Origin of the sequence: Desulfuromonas sp. CSMB_57 (assembly GCF_020194955.2) — a bacterium.
Taxonomy (GTDB): domain Bacteria; phylum Desulfobacterota; class Desulfuromonadia; order Desulfuromonadales; family Syntrophotaleaceae; genus JAFCIY02.
The window spans coordinates 82,495-100,655 of the sequence record NZ_JAFCIY020000026.1 but is presented as its reverse complement, the minus strand read 5'-3'; the positions used below and the strand labels follow the sequence as shown (position 1 = coordinate 100,655).

The following is an 18,161-nucleotide window of genomic DNA, read 5'->3' as shown; positions in this document are numbered from 1 at the left end:
GCCCTCCGCAGGAGAAAGGCCCTTTTTGCTTACTTTTTATGGCCGCTTGGATAAAAAGTAAGGCGTCAGCGGGACGCGACCCGCGGTCTTGTCTTTGACCTTGGTAACAATCCAGATCAAAATCGGAAAACCAGGTTCGCCGGTCCCGGCCGGCAGCCACCCTACTTTTCCTCCCGGCTCAATATTTCTGCCGATCAGGAATCACTCCCCGCACCCCGCCCCGGGGATCGTCGGCATCGCCGTCTCGGCGGGGAATGAGATGAATGTGCGCGTGAAAAATGGTCTGGCCGGCGCTGGCGCCGCAGTTCATGCCGATGTTGAAGCCGGTGATGGTCGGGTCTTCGGCCAGAAGCTTTTCGCGCAGAAACAAGAGCAAGACCTCGGCGTCCCTTCGCTCTTGGACCGTCAGGGTGAACCAATCGGGGGTGTGGCGGAGGGGGATGATGAGCAAATGACCATCGGTGACCGGAAAGCGGTCCGAAACGGCAAACATGCTGCCATGTTCGGCGATGAAGCGCTTCCGGATCTCGGGATTGCAGAAGGGGCAAGAGATATTGTTGTTCATGGTCTGAGCCGGAGTTTTTTGCGATGCCAGGCCGGCGCATCTCTGGCCGGCCACAGTTCCCGATCCCCGGGAGCGATGATGGGCCGACCGGTGAGAGTCAGCAGAAATCCGGGAACATTGGTCTCCCGGGCCAGCAATCCAGAGGTAATCACTCTGTAGTCATCCCCAACCCCGATCATCCCCTCGTCGAAGGTCCAGTGGCACAGTCGGCACAGGGCCATGCCGTTGGTAATGGCGTCGTTGCGGCTTTCGCTCCAGGGAACGATGTGGGCGGCGTCCACCGCCGTATGTCCGTCCGGAGTGAGCATGCGGATGCCGCACAGGGCGCACGATGGCTGTAGGCGTTGGATGGCCCGGCGGAAGCCTTGGTCTCGAACCGCCGGCTGGTAATCTTTCTGACTCTCCCCCGCCCTGCCGTGGCCCTTCTCGAACAGGTCCAGGCTGTAGGCAATAGCCTCGGCATTGATGGAGCCCTGGTCGAGCACAACTGCAGAGACTCATTTGTTTTATTGAAGGTCCGCCAGCCTATCAGCAACACCCTGCCAGTTAACCTCTGGAGTTAAATGGCACCAACTGATACGAACATAGGCGTTCGCTTGTTCGTCGTTCATACCCATAGCTCTCAAAACATGGCTTGGAGTATAGCTACTTGACGTACAGGCAGAACCATTGGAGATGGCGATCAAATCTTTTACAGCAACCATGAGTGCTTCAGAGTCCAGATTAGGAAAAGCAATATTGAGAACATGGTCAACAACTAATGACTGGTCTCCAGCAAAAACTGGATTTAGCATTTTTAGAGCTTCCAACGCGTTGTTTCGCACTTCTCTACATTTTTTCTGTCGCTTATCTTGGTCACGAATGGATAACTCCGATGCCTTGCCGAGTGCTGCAATCAATGCCACGGGTAAAGTCCCTGGTCGCAGACCACGTTCTTGGCCGCCTCCAAAAAAAAGAGGTTTTAAAGGCGGTCTGTCGTACCCTCTCCTGCGCATAATCAACGCACCAATCCCCTTAGGGGCAAAAATTTTATGGCCGCTGATACTGATAAGGTCAATGCGAGGATTGCGGAGTTCCTCAATATCCTTTCCGAACCCCTGTGCCGCGTCCGTATGCAAATAGGCAGGATGACCCTCCAGCACCTCTGCAATCTCCAATAGGGGCTGGCGCACACCGGTTTCATTGTTTACTTGCATAACTGACACCAGCAAAGTATCAGGGCGCAATGCTTCTTTAATCGCGTTAGGGTCAACATACCCACCACCTGTAACCGGTAGTCGGGTGACCTCAAACCCATCGCGTATCAATGCATCGCAAGGCTCTAAAATTGCCTTATGTTCAATAGACGTTGTAATGATGTGTCGCTTGCCCAACTCATGACCCGCAGCACTTAGTCCGAGGATGGCGAGATTGTTACTCTCGGTAGCGCCACTGGTGAAAATCACCTCGTCACGTTTGGCGCCTACCACGAGGGCGACTTGGTCGCGAGCCTTCTGCACCGCCTGTTTAGCTTTAGCCCCGAATTCATGGGTTCGGCTGCCTTCATTGCCAAATTCGATATCCAAAAATTGCAAAAATATTTCGCGAACTTCTGGATCAATTGGGGTAGTGGCATTGCAGTCTAGATAAACTGACGGCACAAGCCCTCCATGTATGTTTTTTAGGTTATTTAATTTGACAAACAAAGAGATATGAGGTAATGAACACCAAGCGCCTTTTTAACGCATTGAACTTTATTTTTGGTCAACTGACAACCCTAAAAAACATTAGACTCCCATGGAAACCGAACCGACGATCACCTTTCCGGTAATCCGCGGCTTGCAAGCCCGGCGAGAGTATTTCGTCGCCATGTGGACCTTGCGGATGCTGCGCCAGATATCCATCTTTGATGAAGACGAGCTCCCGCCTGAATTCCGCGCCCAAAGAACACTCAACAGGGCACGTATCCCCGAGATTTCGGGATACATTCTTGACAACCCCGACGACTATGTCTTTTCCGCCCTCACCGTCTCGATAGACTCGGACGTCGTATTTGAACCATTGCCGGGCCAGGACAAATTAGGATTGCTAAGAGTTCCCATGGAGGCGCGGTTCATCATAAACGACGGTCAGCATCGGCGAGCTGCCATCATCGAGGCGTTGGATCAGCGGCCGGAGCTCGCTCACGAAACAATCGCCGTGGTGTTTTTCCTCGATATCGGCTTGGAACGCTGCCAGCAGATGTTTGCCGACCTGAACCGTTATGCCATCCGCCCAAGTCGGTCGCTTGGCCTTCTTTACGATCATCGTAACGACAAGGCGCGGCTGGCCAAGCTGGTCATCATGAAATCCGAATTTTTCCGTGATATTGTCGACATGGAAAAGTCGTCCCTTGCCAAGCGCTCCCGCAAGCTCTTCACCCTTTCGGCCTTCTACAACGCCTGCGCCGACCTGATTCAGGGAATGGCGACTGGTGATCTGGTTCAGGACGCCGATCTGGCCAGAGGGTTCTGGGATACCGCGGCGGAGCACTTCCCCATATGGGGGCAGGTACGCGAAGGCCGGCTGCCATCCAGTGAGGTTCGGGAAGGTTACATCCATTCCCACGGCATCGCCCTCCAAGCACTTGGCAAAGCCGGAAACACACTCCTCCAGAATCACCCGAAAGATTGGCGAAAGCGACTTGAAGGGCTGCAAAAAATTGACTGGTCCCGCAACAACGCCATGCTGTGGGAAGGGCGGGCCATGATTGGCGGGAAAGTCTCTAAAGTCACCACCAACGTTGTACTGACCACAAACGTGGTCAAGCAGGCTTTGTTTCTTCCTCTGACTGAAGAAGAACAACGAGTAGAAACCGCTTATCAACGCAAGTAATCCAAGTAATGGAAAGTCATGACTAATTCACCACATAAACAAGTCTCTACAACCGAGCCAATTGCGCCACCGCCCACCCGTCAGCGCAAGTCGGCCTTCAACGAAATAGGTTTTCAGGCCACCATCGACCTGCTCCAGGAGGAGATCCGCACCCTCTACACTGCCGACGATATCCCTTGGATTATCGGCTACTCCGGCGGCAAAGACTCCACCGCCACCCTGCAACTGGTTTGGACTGCAATCGCCGCCCTCCCCCTAGAGCAGCGACGCAAGACGGTCTACGCCATCTCCACCGATACCATGGTAGAGAACCCGGTTGTTGCCGCCTGGGTGGCTAATTCTCTTTCCATCATGAAGCAGTCGGCCATGGATCAGGAGATGCCGATCCAGCCGCGACGGCTTATCCCTGCCCTGGCTGATTCATTTTGGGTAAACCTCATCGGCAAGGGATATCCAGCACCTAGACATAAATTCCGCTGGTGTACGGCACGTCTGAAAATTTCGCCGTCCAACACTTTCATCAACAGTATCGTTTCGTCCAGCGGAGAAGCAATCTTGGTTCTCGGCACCCGCAAGGCGGAAAGCTCTGCGCGGGCAGCAAACATGGCTCGCCACGAAAAAGGCCGAGTGCGAGATCGGCTCAGTCCCAACTCAAGCCTGCCTGGTTCTTTGGTCTACACCCCAATTGAGGATTGGACCAATGATGACGTCTGGTTCTATCTCATGCAGGTGAAAAATCCGTGGGGATACAATAATCGCGATCTGCTTGGCATGTATGCAGGGGCATCAGCGGACGGCGAGTGCCCTCTGGTCGTTGATGACTCCACCCCAAGCTGCGGCGATTCACGTTTCGGCTGTTGGGTCTGTACCTTGGTGGACAAGGACAAGTCCATGACCGCCATGATCCAGAATGACGAAGAAAAAGAGTGGATGATGCCCTTACTTGATCTCCGAGACGCTCTGGATTTTCGCAGGGATCACAAGGGCGAGTACGCTGAAAATGCCGATTACGACATCCGCGATTTCCGCCGCATGAGCGGAGCGGTACAAGTTATGTCCGGCGGCCGTCCCATTCCTGGCCCCTACATTCAGAGTGCCCGGGAAGAATGGCTCAAAAAGCTGCTCGTTGCCCAAACCTACATCCGCAAGAACGGTCCACCGGAAGTCTTCGACATTGAACTAATCACCCTGGATGAACTTCAGGAAATCCGCCGCATCTGGGTGGTGGATAAGCATGAGCTGGAAGACTCCCTGCCGCGTATCTACCGCGAGGCCACCGGCAATAAATACCCAGGACGACCGCTCGACGACAACCTGGTGCTTGCTGAAGAGGAAATGAAGGTCCTTGCCGGACTTTGTGGTGACGACCGGCTCCATTATGAACTGACCCGCGAGCTCCTTAGCATTACCCTTCAGCAACGAAGCACTGCGCGCCGAGCGGGTCTACACGAAGCTCTGGAGAAGACCTTCTCCCGCCACTTCTACGACAGTAAGGATGATGCCGTTTCTCGTGCACAAAATCTAACGGAACAAAGGAAACGTATCTCTCAAAACCGCCCCCAAAATATTCCCATCGCCATGGACCCCTTAGCTCAATACGAGGAGAGCGAGGGATGATTTTAGATAGCATTACTCTGGAAAATTTCGGCGCCTACGATGGACGACAAGAAGCCATCCTCACTCCGGAGGAAGGGCGTCCCATCATCCTCTTCGGCGGGATGAATGGAGGCGGCAAAACCACCCTGCTGGATGCCGTCCAGCTGGTTTTCTACGGTCCCAAGGCCCGCATCTCGAATCGTGGACGGATGGCCTACAAGGAGTACCTTCGCGAATCGATCCATCGCGGCAGCGATCCAAGCGAAGGTGCCAGCATCACCATTCGTTTTCGTCGAGTTATCGAAGGAGACCAGCATCATTTCGAGTTGCAACGGAGCTGGCGCGTAGGGGTCAAAGGAATTGAAGAAACCGTCCGGGTGCTCCGCGACGGGCTCCCCGATGACATTTCAACCGAGCACTGGGATGAAGTTATCGAAGCCTATCTTCCTAGCAGTATCGCTCACCTTTTCTTTTTCGATGGCGAGCAGATCAAGGAGCTTGCCGAGGGAGGACATGCCGCCGAGATTCTTGGCACCGCCATTCACTCTCTATTAGGGCTAGACCTAGTCGATCGGCTGGAAAATGACCTCAAGGTTTTTGAGCGTAAGAAAAAAAGCGAGGGCCTCGACCCGGAAGCAGCCCGCAAGCTGGTCCAAGCCCGGGGGGATTTGGAGGAGATCGACCATCAGCAGGAAAAGGCGGCCATGGAAGAAGGTTCCCTGGTGAACGAAGCCGGGCGGCTGGCTAAACTCGTGCGCGAGAAGGAAGACGAGTTCAGAAAAGAAGGTGGCGAGCTTTTTCTAAAACGCAAAGAGATTGAAAATGAACTGGCTTCCACGGTCGCCCAAAAGCAGACCGCCGAAGCTGAGCTGCGGGAGTTAATAGCCGGTCCGTTACCCCTTCTTTTGGTGGAGCATCTCCTAGCCGAGGTCGAACAGGTGGTCCGCCATGAAGCCGAGATCAAACGTGCGCGGACGGTTCAAGACATCCTGGCAACCCGTGATTCAGCGATTCTGGATGGGCTGAAAACGAGTAAAATCCCCTCGCAGACTCTTAAGTCCATTGCCAAGACACTGGATGACGACCGCAAAGAGTGGGTGGAGCGTGCGCAGGAAGAGCTGATTCTTGATGCCGACGATTCCCTAGCCCCGCAAATTGCTCATCTGCGTGGCACTGTTTTGCCTGCCGCCGATCAGCGGGCGCGGGAGCTGACCTCCAAGATCGCCGCCTTGGATGAGAAGATTGTCCGCCTGGAAAGCGAGATGGATCGGGTACCGACTGCAGACCGGATTGCCGATTTGCAACAGGAACTGGCTGCAATCCAAATAGCGCATCAGGCAAAGTTGGCTGATCTGGAAGTTGTTAAGGTGCGCCGGGCGACATTAGCAAGGCAACTGCAGATGGCCGAAGCACGGTTGGACAAGATCGGTGAAAGCGGTGTGGATGCCCAATTTGCCGAGGATGGTCGGCTGCGAATGCTCAAACACTCACAAAAGGTACGAGATACCTTGGGCCGCTTTCGGACCAGAATTGTTCAGCAGCATACTGAGAACATGGAAGCGCTGATGCTGGAATCCTTCCGCAAACTCCTGCGCAAGAAGGAACTGGTGCATGGACTGACAATCAACCCGGTAAATTTTGAAGCAACCCTAACCACCAAGGAGCGCAAGCCGCTCCATTTTGACCGGCTTTCAGCCGGGGAGAAGCAACTGCTGGCAACTTCTCTCCTCTGGGGGCTCGCTCGCGCATCAGGTCGCCCAGTACCAACCATAATCGATACCCCGCTCGGCCGCCTGGACTCATCTCACCGGCGTCACCTGATTGAGCGCTACTTCCCAAGTGCATCGCATCAGGTTTTATTACTTTCGACGGACGAGGAGATAGTTGGGAACTACCTTGAAGAGCTAAAGCCATTTATCACCAGAACTTATCTTCTAGATCATGCTGAAGGTTCAGGTCAAACGCAGATTGTAGAAGGATATTTCCTATTATGAAATCACCAGTTGAGCATATAAGAATTACCGAAGGTGGAAAAGATATTCTTTCAAAAGTAAAACGCCATACTGGCATAGAGCACTGGAATGAACTATGCAGGATAGCGCTTTTTCGTTCACTTGCAACTCCCTCCATTCCGCCAGCTTTTAATAAGAATGGTGATAGCAATATCGATATCGAATGGAAAGTGCTCGGTGGAAACCTACATGCTGAAATAACAGCTATCTTCTTGTTAAGAGCTCGAAAAGATGGCGTCCCCTTGCAAGACAGGCATATTCTAGCGGCCTATTTCAGAAACCATTTGGAAAGAGGTATTACGATGTTACAAAAAGTCAAGTCTCTCCAGGATATGGCTAAATACGAATATTAGATCTGATCGTCATTACAGTCATCGCTCTTACCATTTTCAGAGCTTAGCTCTTCCTCTTCTTCGTAACCATCATTAATATTTGGGGTGATAATGATAGAATTGCCATCGTCATTTACGTGATCCTCAAGCACGATTTGACCACTGTCGCAGCTGCACGGTATGCTCCACCTTCTTGCCACAAATTCAAGCATTTCAACTTCACGCTTGAGAATGTTATGGGGTCTCCACTCGGTTCCCGTGGTAAAAAAACTTATCCTTTTTTCAGAATTGCTGGCATTCGGATGATTATAGTAATGAGCTGCGGCAGTATCATTAATTTTTTTATCAATAGATTTTCTTCCCAAGGCGGAATTATTTACTGAAATCACGAGATTACCAAGACGATGTTTGTATTTCTCAGCTTCATCTGCATTTGGCCAATGATCCTCCCACCATGCACCATCTCGGTGATTTTGTGGCAAAATGTGTTCCTGAGAATTAATTTTCTGAGTTTTTTCTGCTTCCCATGGTAGTGGCGCAACACCAACTGGAGAAAATCCAATCTCATATTCATACAAAAAGTAATAACAATGTTGCCAGCCTTTTACATATTGATCGTAATAGTATTTAGGCTCACCATCTGCGAGCTTTAGAATGACTTGTTTGAGGGACGCAAGACTTCGCAGCCAGTTGCATATTCTTCCCATCACGTGAGCTGAATCCTTATTTAATCTTAATACCTCATTTGCAAGTTTGATTATGCCTTTTGAATTGTTATCCTTTCGATATCTCATCACCGCATAGACTCGAAAAGTATAAATTTCACATGCTCTAGCAACTCGTTCAAACTCACCCTCCTCCATCCGAAAATGACTTGAGGTCAATATAACCCTTGTAATCGTAGGCAATTCCATGTTGTCAATGCGATCAAGCCAAGCGCTGGCTTCAGCTGAACACATAGAAGCATAATGTGCCTGTCTGCTTTTTGTTGTTATAAATCCAAATGATTCTGCATACTTTTCCCAAAGACTTACAAAATCCCTGAAATCATTTTCCAACGCAACATCTGTGGTTGTCAGTAGCCTGCGGTATTTTTTCACAAACTCTGAATGCACATTTCCCTGACTGATATTTTCATCATGAAAAACGTTATAAAGGTCGCCTATAAAAGCAGCTTCGTTGGGCCTGGAGGAAACTTTAAACTTCTCCAACTCAGTGATGGCCTTGTACCAACAATTCTCAGGGAAAGTAGCAAGGTTTCGCATCTGATCAACGAGGATGCAGAAGTTTTTTATTTTATCAAACTCGCTCAAAGGAAGCCCGCGAGAGTTAATCGCATCAAACGTTAAGTATCTATTTACACCTTCAGCAGCTAAATCAACCCATATAAACTTAGCTTGGTTTGTCAACCTATGCTTCCACGTCAATAAATCGGCATCGTTCATATTCATAATTTTATTTCCAACATACTCTGACACTTTTTTTAAGGCCATAACTGGAGCAGTAGGATTAGCTGGCAATGGCGGGTTTCCACAAACAATATGAGAAAAGCTTGCATCAAGGTGTGGGTTTTTATTGCTCAACCTAAGGTGCAACTGCCCTTTTTTGAAAAAAATGATTCTCTCAAGCTCTTGGGCCTCCAAGCTGCGCCCGAGATTTTCAAATTTTTTTTTAATTTCATTAATAATAATGAAAAATGTTGTTATTCTTTGTTGGCCATCCTCTAAGGTAAACTCTGCCGTTGTTGTTAAAGTATCATCCTGAAAATCTGGCTCTGACGTCCTTGTTACTATTATGGGGCCCATATAATGAGACTGGGTATCAGCTAAATCAAGATCATTGAAAATATCGTTAACTTCATCAATGCCCCAGCTGAACCCTCTTTGATTCTCTGGTATTACAAAACAATGGCCACTACATATTTCACTAAATTTTTTCATATTTTGCCCCAGGTTAAATAGTAAGATCTAAATCTAGCCTTCCAGCGCACTTTTCCCGTTGCATCTCAATAAATGCTAGCAATCCATCAAGATCAATAGGCCGTCCAGCAAAAAATTCCTGCAACATTGCCAAGCCACCATTTGAATACTCCTGAAACACCGCCACCCGCTCATCTTCAGCTTCCTGGGTCCCAGAAAGGCTTTCGGATTTCTGCGTCTCTGAAAGAGCCATAAGATATAAAACCCCCGGCCAGGCGGGGCAGTTTCCGAATGTCGTCTGATCAATCCCCTTACCAGGATCGGCAGCCTTCAAAGGCGTGCGGGCATTGTTTTTGACTCCTACTTGCGCAGCAAAGAGCAACAATTTCCAGATCTCCTTGAATACTCCAACCTGATCGGACATCAGTGACTTGATAATCTCTTCCTTATCACTTGCACGCTGAATTCGCTTCATACCGACTCCTGCTCTTTTTCGACTACGGGCGAGTATCCCTGTCGCCAATCCATAAACATCTTCACCAACCATTTCGAAAAGTATCTCGTCACGGGAATCGACTCGTTCAACACAGTCTGTTTGTTGGCGAATGGCCGTTCTCAGGACATTCTCCGGCGTCGGCGTGTTGAAGGTGTAGAGGTTCCGCTTCACGATTTCGGTATAAATCTCATCGACTGAAGCCGATCTGTCGAGGCCTAGCAAAACCTGCTGAGCAACTTGGGCAAGGGTGTCTTTATTGTTTTTCATAGAGGCACGAGCTCAGTGAATTCATCATTGTCCAGCGGGAAGTATTGCTGGATTTTTTGGCCATCAACAATCAGCTCCGGGGCTGCTCTCTCCGGCATGCTTGGTCCGTAATAGCGCAGGTAATAGCGCTTGCTGATTCGCCCTGATGCCTTGAGGGCTGCCTCTACTTCACCATCGTACTGCTTGGGACTGACAAACAGGACAACCTGCGGTGCAAGCTCAGGAACATATCTGGCAACTCCCTCACGGAAAATGCTGAGCGAACCGAATGGCGAATCAATTGCAACAGGGAAAGCCGAACCGGCCAAACCTCTCAGGATAGTAGGTATCTCAGAACGCCGGTTTGCTAACGCAACTAGGCTGGCAATAAAGACCAGCGACGTAACCGTCCGCTCGCCGGTACTGAGCGCTGCATCGATTTCTACTGGATCAGCCGAGCCATCACCGCCGGCGACACGCTTCCGGATACGAAGCGTGTAATTATCCGTTAGCTCCGCCCAATAATCCTTGGTCATTATCTTGCGGAAATGGCTGTCGATCTCGGCGTTAAGGAGGGGTCGCAACTCTTCAGTCTCGGCCTTCAGAATCTTATCGAGGATATCTACGCAATCCTCCACCGCATCAACGCGCCGTTGCGCACGAGCAGCAGCCTCTTCCTTGTCCTCGATCTGCCTGATCTGGTTCTCAAGAGTCTCAATTGCCTCACTTGAAATTTTGAGTTGCTCGCCAATTCGCCCGAGTGCGGCATTTTGAGCATCACGATCAAGGCTAAGTGACTTTCTTTTCGACTCTAGCTGGCTTACTTCTTCATCATTCTTGCCACCAAGCTTCTGATGAATTTCCTCGATCTCTTCGTCCCGCTCCCGGATATCTCGGGAGTATCCCAGGCGTTCGATCTTCAGTTGGTTAAGCAAATCCTGCGTTTGATCGGAAATACCTTCGATAAGCCCAATGGCATGATCAAGTGCCCCGACGGCATTGTTAAAATCCTGGTCACCAGCAATGGTCAGCAGCTTTTCTACCGCAGCCCGCTCTGGAGTTCCATGTATAAGCGATCGGGTGCAGATGCAAGTGTCATGGTCTAGTAACTCCTGCAAAAAAGTGTTCAGGACTCGTGCTGGGATCTTTCCCTCACTACGAAACTTCGCAACGATCTCCCTGCCACGATTGATCAATGGTGAGGTAAAGAGAGTATAACCGTCGTCAGCAATGAGCTTCGAAATACGCTTTGTAACATCGTCTTTCTTGCTGACAAGTTCCTCACGCTCCTGGCTTAAGTGGATGCGCTTGGCCTGCAGTTCATGGGCAACCCGATTAGCAGCCAACTTACTGTCTACAGTGGTAATTTCAACCTGAATAGCCTTCAGGTTCGCCAAGGTCTGGTCTTCTTGTGTTTTGTATTCCCTTAACTGTTCTTCCAGCCTTGATAACTCTTCGATGAGGTTGCGCTTTTCGTCACTCGTCATCTCCTTTTGTTCACTGCGGAGCTTGCCACGGACATTTTGATGACGCAGGTCGTCGATGGTCTGCTTAAGCAAATCCAAGCCGAGCATTTGGTGAATGGCTTCCGTTACCTGGGCGCTGTTACGTTCCATAGCCAGGTAGTTTATTCGTTCGCCATTAAAAAAAAGAAAGCGACTGATGCCATCTGGCACAATCGCCTGGATTCGTTGCTGTGGCCGATCAAGCGAAAATGTCTGACCGTTTTTCATGACCTCTAGAGAAAGGGTTGTTTGTTTGGGGTTGAGTTTTTGCTGTGCAAGAGAGAGTTGACGCGTTAGAACGTATCGATCCGCATCATGTTTAAAGGTGATTTCGACCGTTGCCGCAAGAGCCATTGGGTCTTTAGCACGCAATGCCAATCCTTCGTGGATAATACTGTCCGGGCGCTCAAAGTCATCAGGATTGCCATCATTACCCATCAGTCCTTCCCGACCGTAAAGCCCCCACAGGAGGGCTTTAAGAAGCGTGGTTTTCCCGAAACCGTTTTCTGCATGTACAATGGTGACATTGCGCTCTCTCAGATCAGAGAAAACAATCTCCTGTCTCCCCTTGAACTGACGAAAATTTTCCAGAACCAATCGCTCAAGAATCATTTGATCACCCGTTTCACATGTTCGTAGAGGCGCGTATGGATATCGCTACGACGTTTCAGGTGCATAACATCGCGCTCTTCTTTGAGGATTTCCCGAATTAGTACTTGATAATCCTCTGAGGCTGCCTTGAAAATTTCCTGGGCACGAGTAAGTTTTTTCTTATTTTGGTCAGTCATGGTTGCACCCTAAAATAGAAAATGAATCATTCAAATATAATTTAGATTTTTCCGTCATCAAAATCATACGAAACTTGTTCGGCAACAGAATTTGAGTGTTTTTGAAGAAATGTTTCAACATGCGGCCATGCATTTTTTAATATACTCAATTTTTTAATCCCGAGCGAAAAAGACTTGAATGAGCCCTCAAAAACAAGAGTTGGATGACCTTTATATTCGCTCTCTGTGACGATTAGTGGTTTTTCTTCTTTCCTATTAGCTACTTTTCGGAGTCGAGAGTTTTCTTCTTCAAGTGCTTTCAACCGCTTCATAATTTCTTGCACATAAAATTCGTTTTACATGGTTCATTTACTCCGAAAATAAGTTGTACTTCAATCGTAAATCGTGCAATGAATGCAACGCCTCAGGGCCATTCTCGGCCATCCGACAAAACTCCACAATCCTGCTCAACTCTCTTTGAAAAAACGACCGCTCCATATTAAAGCAGCTGTCATCGAGCTTGCCCCCAAGATCGGGCGGTTGGACAAAGAAGTCAAAGATGATCGCCCGGTTTTTTCCTGGGGCATTGCGCAGCAGTCTCCCCCGTCGTTGTACAAACTGGCGCGGATTGGTGGAACTGGCCAAAAGGAAACCCATGCGCAAATCTGGCAGGTCGATACCTTCATCGAGACAACGGATAGCAACAACGCCATCCAGAAACCCGCTAGACAAGTCCCGAAGAATCTCTTCTCTCTCCTCCGTCTTTTCTCGAAAGGTGAAATTACGTACTCGCAGGTTGTGCCGCTCACCAAGCAGCCGGGAGACTGCCTGAATTTGCCGAACTTCCTCGTCAGTAATGGCGTCGGTAGTGCGACCGTCACCACAGTAAAAAAGCGCTTTTTTCGGCAACTCCGGCAGGGACGAAATGACCTGATCAAGGGCGACAAGTTTGTTTTCCGCGCCAGCCAGCAGCCGTGCACGCTTGATCAGCAGCCGGATGGCCGACTGATTCAATTCATCGTTTTCGCCCCGGGAAAAAAACTTTGATAATTTAGCCGTCAGTTCTTCATACTCGTCTGTTTCGGCATCAGTTAGCTCTACCGGGATGGGGTAGTATCGATACCGGCACAATCGACCGTCGGCAATAGCCAATGATAGGGGATACTCGTAAACAATGTCACCGAAATAGTCCAGCACTGCCTTAGTTCCCACCGGGTCATAATGCCGCTCCGGCGTTGCAGACAACCCAAGTCGTAGGGGGATGCAATCGGGCAACGATTCGCGGCTTCTGTCGGCCCCTAGATTATGAACCTCATCGGCAATCAGCAGATGGTAATGTGCCGGGGATGCCACCCGCGGCCGGATGCGGGCCTGAAAACCTTCGCTCTGAAAGGTGGCATTGGTGGCAACGATGGCATGAACCTGCGTAATGCCTACCGAAAGCCGCTGGTACGCCTCTTCCAGCTCTGCCTGCCAGCGGTCTTTCCCTTCATAACAGGCCACCGGCTGCAGGCCAAAGGCCGCCATCTCCCGCAGCCACTGCTTGCAAAGGTTGATGAATGGGCAAACAACGATCAGCACTAGCGGGTGATTCTTTTCGGCAACCTTGCTGGCCAGCGTGAGCGCGGTCAACGTTTTGCCGGAGCCGGTAGCCATGGCGAAGATGCCTTTTCCACCTGCCTTGCTCCAGGCACGAATGGCATCAGCCTGGTAAGGGCGCAGCTCAAATCCGCTAGGTAGTCGAAAATCAGGCTGTGAAACTTTATCTGCGATTCTATTTATGAATAACCCTGTCGGGGGCTTATTGAAATCACGAAAACGTTCCAACAATTCTCGCCCAGCCGCACTGAACTCAATGACCTTCAAACATGGAGTAGAATCATTCCATAGTGCCTCAAAATTTTCGATTTCTTCTCCTACCCTACCTTCGCTATCTCTCCAAGAGCAGAAAACTTTGATACTTTCAAAATTTTCCACCAGGCCACCGGCCGTTTCATTGGAAGAGCCAGAAAAGGAGACGTTATTCTGGACTTCATCTGTGAAAATACCTACCTTTTCGTGAAAAATACCTCTGGATATTTCTCCCGCTGGACCTAGACGCAGCGCCAACTTTATTTCTAAGAGCCCGGTGGCCGCTAGCCAAGCCAAAGCATTAAGCCGGTCCTTGACCAAAGCATCTTCAATATCCGCCAAATTCTTCGCAGCAATATTCCGCAAAACAACAGCTGGATTGTCAATTGCCATCTGCAATGCATTTAAATCATCTGGATCCAGATAGGGGGATACAACCAAGCGCATCTTTCCACCTCGCGATGCAAGGCTCGCCACCCCACGAGCTGCTAACGCCAAGCCAGCACTGGTAAAATACCCAGCCGCTCTACGATAAAGCGTTGTCGACTCTAAGCATGGAATAAAAAAGTCTCTTGCCAAATCATCCCGACCAGTTCGGTAGGATAACTTGAGTGGCAATTCGGAAAGGTTTTTCACCAGCTCCTCAAAAACAAAAACCGCAGGCAACCATTCGGCGCCAAGCGGTTAAAAGTCCGTCCCAGATAACTCTCCAAGTCCTCATTCCATCTCCAAATCGTTCAACGATCAAAACAGAACAAGCCTAATCTTCATGAAATTAACGCTCTAATCCATCCTTGTCAAGATTTCTAATTTTATTCTGACAAGAGAACAAATTCCTAGAAATTCAACCGGCCCCACCTGCAATTGACAGCACCTTTTTTCAAAAAGGCGACGCGTTGGGAACTACCGGTCTGGTTCAATCCGGCCGCAACCCGGACTGCCCTCACCTACCATTCGAACCCAAAACACTGGCAAACACGCGACGGACGCACCCTATTGCAGGCCGTGATGCAGGGACAGGAATTCGTCCTGGATTGTGCCGAATATCCGGAAGCGATGGCCTGGGTTGACGGCCTGATTCGGCGGCAGTCCTCCTGACCTGGAAACAGGCCGGTTCCGAATGAAAATCAGCTATCCCCAAAAAAAGAGCTGTAACAAGGTATGCAGATTGAGAATCAGGATCAGAATCCCCACCAGGACCATGAACGGCCGAGCCGGGATCTTTTTGCAGACATAGGCGGCCAGGGGCGCAGCGAGCACGCCGCCCAGCACCATGCCGACGATGCGGGGCCAGTAGTCGAAGCCGATGGTCAGGAAAAAGGTCGCCGAAGCGGCCAAGGCGACGAAAAATTCAACCAGGTTGACGGTGCCGACGGTATACCTGGGCACGCCGCCCCGCCCCAGCAATGAAGCAACCACAATCGGTCCCCAGCCGCCGCCCCCGAGGGCGTCAAAAAATCCGCCGCAGAAACCCAAAGGAAATAATCTTGTGACAGGGGACCCGGTCGGCTGGGTCATTTTCAGGGCCTTGCGCAGGATGACGATTCCCATGACCAGCAGATAGAGGGCGACCAGGTAACGAAAGGGCTGAACGGGCACATGGCTGAGCAGGCCGGCGCCCAGGATCGCTCCCAGTACCCCGGGCAGCAACAGTCTTTTGAAAACTCGCCAATCGATATTGCGGAAAAAAAGATGGGACAAGCCGGAAGCGCTGGTGGTGAACAATTCGGCCGTATGCACCGTGGCGCTGGCAATAGCCGGCGGCACCCCGAGGTGGAGCAGGAAGGTCGCCGAAGTCACCCCATAGGCCATGCCCAGGGCGCCGTCGACCATCTGGGCCAGAAAACCGATGAGGGCAAACCGGAGCAAATCGGGAAACATCGGCGGCCGCCTCCGAAACATGGGATTTACGTTTTGAGCACCTGGGTCGCTTTGCCGCTTGCGGTTTTACTCCCATCAGTTACATCTGAAAATAAACGACTGTCCGATGACCACCTGCTTGGCGGGTCTGCGTCAGGCAACACCAGGGAGATTGCCCATCGGCAGCGGCCTTACCAAGGATAAGGTGGCCGAGCTCCGGCCCTCGCGGGTAATGCCGCCGCACCTGGGCGCCGACCCGAAAAGCGGCTACAGGGGCAGGATGTTCGCCCCGATGTCGCTCGATTTGCCGAAAAAGACCGAGGACAAAACCAGGATGTCGGCTCCGGTCGCGGCGTATTCCGCGGCATTCGCAGCAGTTATGCCACCCGCCACGGCTACCATCACCGCGGGGTTCACGGCTCGAACCTTGCCGACCAGGTCGGCCAGTTGGGAGCACGGAAGCTTGTCGACCTGAATGATGTCGAGACCGGCCTGGGCCGCCTGGACGGCACCCGCCTCATCTTCGACCTCAATGGTCAGTTTCATGCTCGGCACCTCGCGCCGCAGGTACTCCATGCGGGCCACCAGCTGATCCATGCCTCCCAAAAACACCAGATGATGCCTGAAAATCAATACGGATTCGGACAAACCCAAACGGTGCGGCCGCGCGCCCCCGCATTCAACCGCCTTGATGGCCAGTTTTTTCAGGCCCGGATAGGATTTTCGGGTTGGCGCAATGGCGATGCGGGAATTGACCTCCCGGGCCCGATCCACGATGGTTCTGGTGCGCGTCGCAATCCCGGATATATGCTCCAGCAGATTCAGAGACACCCGCCATCCGGCATGAATGGCGGCCGCCGTCCCTTCTGCCTCGAGAAACACGGTGCCGGCTGGCAGATACGCCCCGCTCGGCGTCAGATGGCGGATTTCGGCGCCAAATTTTCTCAGTATCCCGGCCGCTTCCTCGGTGGCGCACACAACCGTCGGTTCTCGGGTGGTAAAGACGATCTTCCCCCGCCGGCCCCCAATTCCAAGGAGATCCGTGGTCAGATCGCCGTAAGGAACATCCTCTTCCATCAAGCGTTCGAGCATAACTTCCGATATGGACAATGTCATTCAACTTACCTTTCCAGTTGTTCCATGAAGTCCTCTCGTCGGGCGTCGAGGCGACACCTTCGGTTTGGAAGCCGACCAGCCAAGGCGGTCCTGCCGAAAAAAACCGGGCCCGGTCCCTGCGAAGGGATGGGCCGGTTTTTTTCGGCAGAATTGGCAGAATTGCCTTTGGCGCTGACACGGCCCGAAGGGCGAAGCTACGCCCCTACGGGCACCGTCTCGAAGGCCACATACTGTTTCAGCAACGGGGTGCCGCCGGCCTCGGATACTACGCGCAGGACCCCGTCACCGTCGATGACCCTGGCACCGGAAATCTGGGTCAGTCGCGTTCCCGCAAACAGTTCCGGACAGAAAGGCGCCGAAGGGCCGAGCAACACCGCGGCCCGCGGCCGGCCCAGGGAAGCCAGCAAGTCGTCGATGGTACCGGTGACCAGACTGGTGCCGGTAAGAATCGCCACATCGCAGGCCGCCAGCACGGCGCGCCCGGCCTCGGGCGACAGGGTCTCGGAATGGATCGAATTCAGTTCAATGATATCCAACCGGCAGCCGATTTGTTTCAGATCCCGTACCAAGGGCCCGAAATAGCCGACCATGGCAACGTGATCCCGGTCGGTGACGGCCAGGGGTTCCAGGGCATCGATGGTGGAGGCTTGAGGATGGGGGCGCGACGCGAGCAGCGCGTTGGCCGTCGCCAGCCCCACCGCCCGCCGCAGAGGATGCTCGTCCACCAGGTTGTTCAGCAGTTCTTCCGCCGACCGGCCGGCCAGGGTGCCGGCGCAATTCATGTGGGTGCAGCATCCCGCGGAGGGGGGCGGGGTCCAGGCCAGTCCCGTTGCACCGTCACCGAGCCGCACCGCCGTATAACCCAGGCCGATGCGCACCGTGTCAACGTCGAGGGCCGCCGCGGCCGGTGTCAGAAGGGTCAGCAGTTTCTGTTGAATTTCCATGGTCATGGTTGAAATCTCCCACGGGGCCAAAACCCCATCTCTCAAGTTGAAATATAGCAAAAAATCCCCATCTGGCGATGTGCCCAAAACTGTCGTGTC

The 18,161-nt window shown here is 51.8% G+C and carries 17 protein-coding genes; 5 read left to right on the top strand and 12 right to left on the bottom strand.

All coding sequences use genetic code 11. The annotated features are described in order from the left end of the window. Positions 1-178: 178 nt before the first annotated feature. The 3 genes from JQN68_RS08645 to dndA are packed head-to-tail and all read right to left on the bottom strand — an operon-like array spanning position 179 to position 2,205. Positions 179-565: an HIT family protein gene (locus tag JQN68_RS08645; protein WP_225071825.1), complete on the bottom strand. Its 387-nt coding sequence runs from the start codon at positions 563-565 to the stop codon at positions 179-181. Beyond that, positions 562-1,050: an HNH endonuclease gene (locus tag JQN68_RS08640; protein WP_249621116.1), complete on the bottom strand. Its 489-nt coding sequence runs from the start codon at positions 1,048-1,050 to the stop codon at positions 562-564. The genes JQN68_RS08645 and JQN68_RS08640 overlap by 4 nt, the downstream gene beginning before the upstream one ends. A 21-nt stretch (positions 1,051-1,071) precedes the next feature. Then, positions 1,072-2,205 carry a cysteine desulfurase DndA gene (gene dndA / locus JQN68_RS08635; protein ID WP_225071827.1) on the bottom strand — a complete coding sequence of 378 codons (1,134 nt, stop codon included), beginning with the start codon at positions 2,203-2,205 and terminating at the stop codon, positions 1,072-1,074. A 136-nt stretch (positions 2,206-2,341) separates the two neighbouring features. Between dndA and dndB the strand changes: the two genes are divergently transcribed. Genes dndB through dndE form a run of 4 tightly spaced genes read left to right on the top strand, consistent with a single transcriptional unit; the run spans position 2,342 to position 7,379 of the window. Continuing rightward, the gene (gene dndB, locus JQN68_RS08630; protein ID WP_225071828.1) at positions 2,342-3,418 is read left to right on the top strand and encodes a DNA sulfur modification protein DndB; all 1,077 of its coding nucleotides are present in this window, start codon (positions 2,342-2,344) and stop codon (positions 3,416-3,418) included. 18 nt (positions 3,419-3,436) lie between these two features. Next, positions 3,437-5,035 (top strand): DNA phosphorothioation system sulfurtransferase DndC, encoded by a 1,599-nt coding sequence (gene dndC / locus JQN68_RS08625; protein ID WP_225071829.1) that lies wholly within the window; start codon positions 3,437-3,439, stop codon positions 5,033-5,035. Then, the gene (dndD, locus tag JQN68_RS08620) at positions 5,032-7,008 is read left to right on the top strand and encodes a DNA sulfur modification protein DndD (RefSeq protein WP_225071830.1); all 1,977 of its coding nucleotides are present in this window, start codon (positions 5,032-5,034) and stop codon (positions 7,006-7,008) included. The genes dndC and dndD overlap by 4 nt, the downstream gene beginning before the upstream one ends. Further along, positions 7,005-7,379, top strand: a complete 375-nt coding sequence (dndE, locus tag JQN68_RS08615; RefSeq protein ID WP_225071831.1) for a DNA sulfur modification protein DndE — start codon at positions 7,005-7,007, stop codon at positions 7,377-7,379. Before dndD ends, dndE begins: the two co-directional genes overlap by 4 nt. Here dndE and JQN68_RS08610 read toward each other — a convergent pair. From JQN68_RS08610 to JQN68_RS08585, 6 genes are read right to left on the bottom strand one after another with little or no spacing between them, the layout of a single operon-like run. Continuing rightward, entirely contained in the window at positions 7,376-9,298 is a 1,923-nt protein-coding gene (locus JQN68_RS08610; protein WP_225071832.1) for a DUF262 domain-containing protein, read from the bottom strand. The two genes, dndE and JQN68_RS08610, sit on opposite strands and share 4 nt — an antisense overlap. A gap of 13 nt (positions 9,299-9,311) precedes the next feature. Next, positions 9,312-10,040, bottom strand: a complete 729-nt coding sequence (locus JQN68_RS08605) for a DNA phosphorothioation-associated protein 4 (RefSeq protein WP_225071833.1) — start codon at positions 10,038-10,040, stop codon at positions 9,312-9,314. After that, positions 10,037-12,136, bottom strand: coding sequence for an AAA family ATPase (locus JQN68_RS08600; protein ID WP_225071834.1), 2,100 nt, complete (start codon positions 12,134-12,136; stop codon positions 10,037-10,039). The genes JQN68_RS08605 and JQN68_RS08600 overlap by 4 nt, the downstream gene beginning before the upstream one ends. Continuing rightward, positions 12,133-12,312, bottom strand: a complete 180-nt coding sequence (locus tag JQN68_RS08595; RefSeq protein ID WP_225071835.1) for a hypothetical protein — start codon at positions 12,310-12,312, stop codon at positions 12,133-12,135. The genes JQN68_RS08600 and JQN68_RS08595 overlap by 4 nt, the downstream gene beginning before the upstream one ends. A gap of 41 nt (positions 12,313-12,353) precedes the next feature. After that, positions 12,354-12,635, bottom strand: a complete 282-nt coding sequence (locus JQN68_RS08590; RefSeq protein WP_225071836.1) for a hypothetical protein — start codon at positions 12,633-12,635, stop codon at positions 12,354-12,356. 25 nt (positions 12,636-12,660) lie between these two features. Further along, entirely contained in the window at positions 12,661-14,589 is a 1,929-nt protein-coding gene (locus JQN68_RS08585; RefSeq protein ID WP_349632306.1) for a DNA phosphorothioation system restriction enzyme, read from the bottom strand. A 417-nt stretch (positions 14,590-15,006) separates the two neighbouring features. Between JQN68_RS08585 and JQN68_RS14870 the strand changes: the two genes are divergently transcribed. Then, complete coding sequence (locus tag JQN68_RS14870) at positions 15,007-15,240, top strand: Nmad3 family putative nucleotide modification protein (RefSeq protein WP_225071838.1); 234 nt, start codon at positions 15,007-15,009, stop codon at positions 15,238-15,240. A 33-nt stretch (positions 15,241-15,273) separates the two neighbouring features. Here JQN68_RS14870 and JQN68_RS08580 read toward each other — a convergent pair whose 3' ends face one another. The 3 genes from JQN68_RS08580 to JQN68_RS08570 all read right to left on the bottom strand — a co-directional run bounded on the left by JQN68_RS08580 (position 15,274) and on the right by JQN68_RS08570 (position 18,068). Beyond that, entirely contained in the window at positions 15,274-16,023 is a 750-nt protein-coding gene (locus JQN68_RS08580) for a sulfite exporter TauE/SafE family protein (RefSeq protein ID WP_225071839.1), read from the bottom strand. A 246-nt stretch (positions 16,024-16,269) separates the two neighbouring features. Beyond that, positions 16,270-17,118: a ModD protein gene (gene modD / locus JQN68_RS08575; RefSeq protein ID WP_225071840.1), complete on the bottom strand. Its 849-nt coding sequence runs from the start codon at positions 17,116-17,118 to the stop codon at positions 16,270-16,272. 194 nt (positions 17,119-17,312) lie between these two features. Beyond that, positions 17,313-18,068 carry a DUF364 domain-containing protein gene (locus JQN68_RS08570; protein WP_225071841.1) on the bottom strand — a complete coding sequence of 252 codons (756 nt, stop codon included), beginning with the start codon at positions 18,066-18,068 and terminating at the stop codon, positions 17,313-17,315. Positions 18,069-18,161: the final 93 nt, after the last annotated feature.

What these genes read in the sequence shown, in the direction of transcription:
- dndC (WP_225071829.1), top strand. Translation starts at nt 3,437, where the DNA reads ATGACTAATTCACCACATAAACAAGTCTCTACAACCGAGCCAATTGCG.
- JQN68_RS08645 (WP_225071825.1), bottom strand. Translation starts at nt 565, where the DNA reads ATGAACAACAATATCTCTTGCCCCTTCTGCAATCCCGAGATCCGGAAG.
- dndD (WP_225071830.1), top strand. Translation starts at nt 5,032, where the DNA reads ATGATTTTAGATAGCATTACTCTGGAAAATTTCGGCGCCTACGATGGA.
- JQN68_RS08605 (WP_225071833.1), bottom strand. Translation starts at nt 10,040, where the DNA reads ATGAAAAACAATAAAGACACCCTTGCCCAAGTTGCTCAGCAGGTTTTG.
- dndB (WP_225071828.1), top strand. Translation starts at nt 2,342, where the DNA reads ATGGAAACCGAACCGACGATCACCTTTCCGGTAATCCGCGGCTTGCAA.
- JQN68_RS08580 (WP_225071839.1), bottom strand. Translation starts at nt 16,023, where the DNA reads ATGTTTCCCGATTTGCTCCGGTTTGCCCTCATCGGTTTTCTGGCCCAG.
- JQN68_RS08610 (WP_225071832.1), bottom strand. Translation starts at nt 9,298, where the DNA reads ATGAAAAAATTTAGTGAAATATGTAGTGGCCATTGTTTTGTAATACCA.
- JQN68_RS08585 (WP_349632306.1), bottom strand. Translation starts at nt 14,589, where the DNA reads ATGCGCTTGGTTGTATCCCCCTATCTGGATCCAGATGATTTAAATGCA.
- JQN68_RS08595 (WP_225071835.1), bottom strand. Translation starts at nt 12,312, where the DNA reads ATGACTGACCAAAATAAGAAAAAACTTACTCGTGCCCAGGAAATTTTC.
- modD (WP_225071840.1), bottom strand. Translation starts at nt 17,118, where the DNA reads ATGACATTGTCCATATCGGAAGTTATGCTCGAACGCTTGATGGAAGAG.
- dndE (WP_225071831.1), top strand. Translation starts at nt 7,005, where the DNA reads ATGAAATCACCAGTTGAGCATATAAGAATTACCGAAGGTGGAAAAGAT.
- JQN68_RS08600 (WP_225071834.1), bottom strand. Translation starts at nt 12,136, where the DNA reads ATGATTCTTGAGCGATTGGTTCTGGAAAATTTTCGTCAGTTCAAGGGG.
- JQN68_RS08570 (WP_225071841.1), bottom strand. Translation starts at nt 18,068, where the DNA reads ATGACCATGGAAATTCAACAGAAACTGCTGACCCTTCTGACACCGGCC.